3 protein-coding genes are annotated in these 3079 nt (G+C 64.7%); all 3 read left to right on the top strand.

What is annotated here, in order from left to right:
* Positions 1 to 984, top strand: a 984-nt coding sequence (queG, locus tag EN925_RS29865) for a tRNA epoxyqueuosine(34) reductase QueG (RefSeq protein ID WP_128337135.1), incomplete at its 5' end; no start/stop codon positions are given.
* Entirely contained in the window at positions 981 to 1880 is a 900-nt protein-coding gene (locus EN925_RS29860; protein ID WP_013528620.1) for an SDR family oxidoreductase, read from the top strand. The genes queG and EN925_RS29860, both read left to right, overlap by 4 nt.
* Positions 1881 to 2029: 149 nt before the next feature.
* Positions 2030 to 3079 (top strand): penicillin-insensitive murein endopeptidase (gene mepA / locus EN925_RS29855; RefSeq protein WP_128337134.1); only part of this gene is annotated, 1050 nt, incomplete at its 3' end.

Below are 3079 nucleotides of genomic sequence, written 5' to 3'. Positions count from 1 at the left end.
GCCGAGACGTTGCAACGCCGCAGTGAACCAACGGCCCTCTGGCCGCAGGTACGCTCGATCGTCGTGCTGGCGATGAACTACGGCCCCGACCATGATCTTCGCGAAGTGCTGGCCAAGCGCGACCGCGGCGCGATCTCGGTCTATGCGCAAAACCGCGACTATCACGATGTGATGAAAGGCCGGCTGAAGGAGATCGCCGGCAAGCTCGTTGCCCGCGCCGGCGGTGACGTGAAGGTGTTCGTCGACACCGCACCTGTCATGGAAAAGCCGCTGGCCGAAGCCGCCGGGCTTGGCTGGCAAGGCAAACACACCAATCTGGTCAGCCGCGAGCACGGCTCCTGGCTGTTCCTCGGCACCATCTTCACCACCGCCGAACTCGTGCCCGACCGCGCCGAAATCGACCATTGCGGCTCCTGCCGCGCCTGCCTCGACGCGTGCCCGACCGATGCTTTTCCGGCGCCCTACCGGCTCGATGCGCGGCGCTGCATTTCCTATCTCACCATCGAGAACAAGGGGCCGATCCCGCACGAATTCCGCGAAAAGATCGGCAACCGCATCTATGGCTGCGATGACTGTTTAGCCGCCTGCCCGTGGAACAAATTCGCCCGGGCGGCTTCGGAAGCAAAACTCGCCGCGCGCGATGATCTGCGCGAACCACCGCTCGCCGACCTTTTGGGTCTCGATGACGCGGCCTTCCGCGCTTTCTTCTCCGGTTCGCCGATAAAACGCATCGGCCGCGATCGGTTCATCCGCAACGTGCTGATCGCCGCCGGCAATTCCGGCGAAGCGTCGCTGTCCGGCGCGGTGCTTGCGCTGCTCGGCGATCCGTCCCCGCTGGTGCGGGGCGCGGCAATTTGGGCGCTGGCGCGGCTGGTGCCCAACGCCGAATATTCAGAAAGGGCAGCCATCGGCCTGAAAACCGAGAGCGACGAAGCCGTGCGCGACGAATGGCGTCTGGCGCGGCCAACCAGGGCGAATGCATGAGCGAAAAGCAGATATTCATCTTCGGCGCCGGCTATTCGGGCAGGGCTTTTGCTCGGGCTAACAAAGGCGCCGCGACGATCTTCGGCACGACACGCTCGCCGGAAAAATTCGAGACGCTACGGCAGGCCGGCATCGCCCCGCTGTTGTTCGACGGTGCGCTGACGGATGAGATTGGCGATGCATTGCGGAAAACAACGCATCTGCTGATTTCGGTCGCCCCGGAGGAGGCCGGCGATCCCGTGCTGGGTGCGGCGCGAGAGGCAATCGCTCAAATGCCTTTGCTGGAATGGATCGGCTATCTCTCTACGGTCGGGGTTTACGGCAATTATGACGGCGCATGGGTCGATGAAACGGCTGAATGCCGGCCGGTGTCGAAGCGTTCGATGATGCGGGTGGCGGCAGAGCAGGACTGGCTGGAGCTGGGCCGCGAGATTCGCCGGCCGGTGGCGATCCTGCGACTCTCCGGCATTTACGGGCCGGGCCGCAATGCCCTGGTCAATCTGGAAAACGGCAGCGCAAGGCGGCTGGTCAAGCCCGACCAAGTGTTCAATCGCATTCATTGCGACGACATAGCAGGCTCCCTGTGGCAGCTCATCCAAGGCAATAAAGGCGGCATCTTCAACGTCACCGACGATCTGCCGGCGGCGCCGCAGGACGTCGTCGCCTATGCCGCATCATTGATGGGCATCGAACCGCCGCCCGAGATTCCTTTCGACGCCGCCCAACTTTCGCCCATGGCGCGGTCCTTCTATGGCGAGAACAAGCGCGTCGGCAACGCGGCGATCAAGGCGGCGGGCTATTCCCTGCGCTTTCCGGACTACCGCGCCGCCTTCGACCATATGTGGGCGAGCGACGACTGGCGCGACGGCGAGGCGCGCAGCCCGATGAAGCGCTAAAAGCAATTCCAGGAAAAGTGTGACACGGTTCTCCGTCCGGGATTGCGTCAAAACAGAGACAGAGCGGTTCACCGTTTCGGTGAACCGCTCTGTCGATCGAAGCGTTCCGCGTTGCATGCTATGATTCGGCCTGGTGGGGATCCGGTTTCATGAAAACACCGATACAGCCATCTCTCGGCAAAAAATTCAGGCTGGCGGCCGCTCTCGGCCTGTTCGTCCTTGCCGGTCTAGCCGTACGGCCGGCCGCGGCCGAGGAACGGGCAAAAGACCTGTTCGGCGCCAAGAAACTGCCAGCCGCGAGCGCGGCGCAATCGATCGGCTTCTATTCCAAGGGCTGTTTTGCCGGCGGCGTCGCCATTCCCATGGACGGTCCGACCTGGGAGGTGATGCGGCCGTCCCGCAACCGTCGCTGGGGCCATCCGGCTATGATCGCGGTGATCGAGAAATTGTCGCGCGACGCGGCAGCCGATGGTTGGCCGGGCCTGCTGATCGGCGACATTTCGCAGCCGCGCGGCGGCCCGATGCTGACCGGGCATGCCTCGCACCAGATCGGGCTCGACGCCGACATCTGGCTGACGCCGATGCCCAGCCGCCCGCTGTCGATGGCGCAGCGCGAATCGATGAGCGCCACCTTGATGGTCGATGAGAAGACCCATCTGGTGAAGGACGCGCTGTGGACGCCGGCGCACACAAGGCTTCTGAAGCGGGCGGCGAGCTACAGCCAGGTCGAGCGCATCCTGGTCAATCCGGGCATCAAGAAGAAACTCTGCGACACCGTCAGGGGCGACCGCGGCTGGCTGCGCAAGATCCGGCCGTTTTGGGGCCACGACTATCATTTTCACATGCGCATCGGCTGTCAGCCGGGATCCCCCGGCTGCAAGGCGCAGGAAGCGACGCCGGACGATGACGGTTGCGGCAAGCCATTGGCCTGGTGGTTCACGCAGGAGCCGTGGCGGCCCAACAAGAACCCGGATGCCCCCAAGGCACGCGACCTGATGACGATGGCGAACCTGCCGAGCGAATGCCGCGCCGTGCTCGACGCGCCGGGGCCGGTTTCCGCCGAGGCGGCGACCTATCACGGCGGCGGCGTGCCGGTCGCGGCTGCCGCACCCGAACCCGAAGCGCCGTCATTGTCCGCCACGCCGGCCGCCGCCGATCTTTTCCATGTGCTCCTCGCCGAGCGCGACGACGGCCAGCGC

Source organism: Mesorhizobium sp. M7A.F.Ca.US.006.04.2.1, from assembly GCF_004022915.1.
Taxonomy (GTDB): domain Bacteria; phylum Pseudomonadota; class Alphaproteobacteria; order Rhizobiales; family Rhizobiaceae; genus Mesorhizobium; species Mesorhizobium ciceri.
Note: the sequence above shows the minus strand (reverse complement) of the source record. Positions and strands in the feature narration are given on the sequence as shown.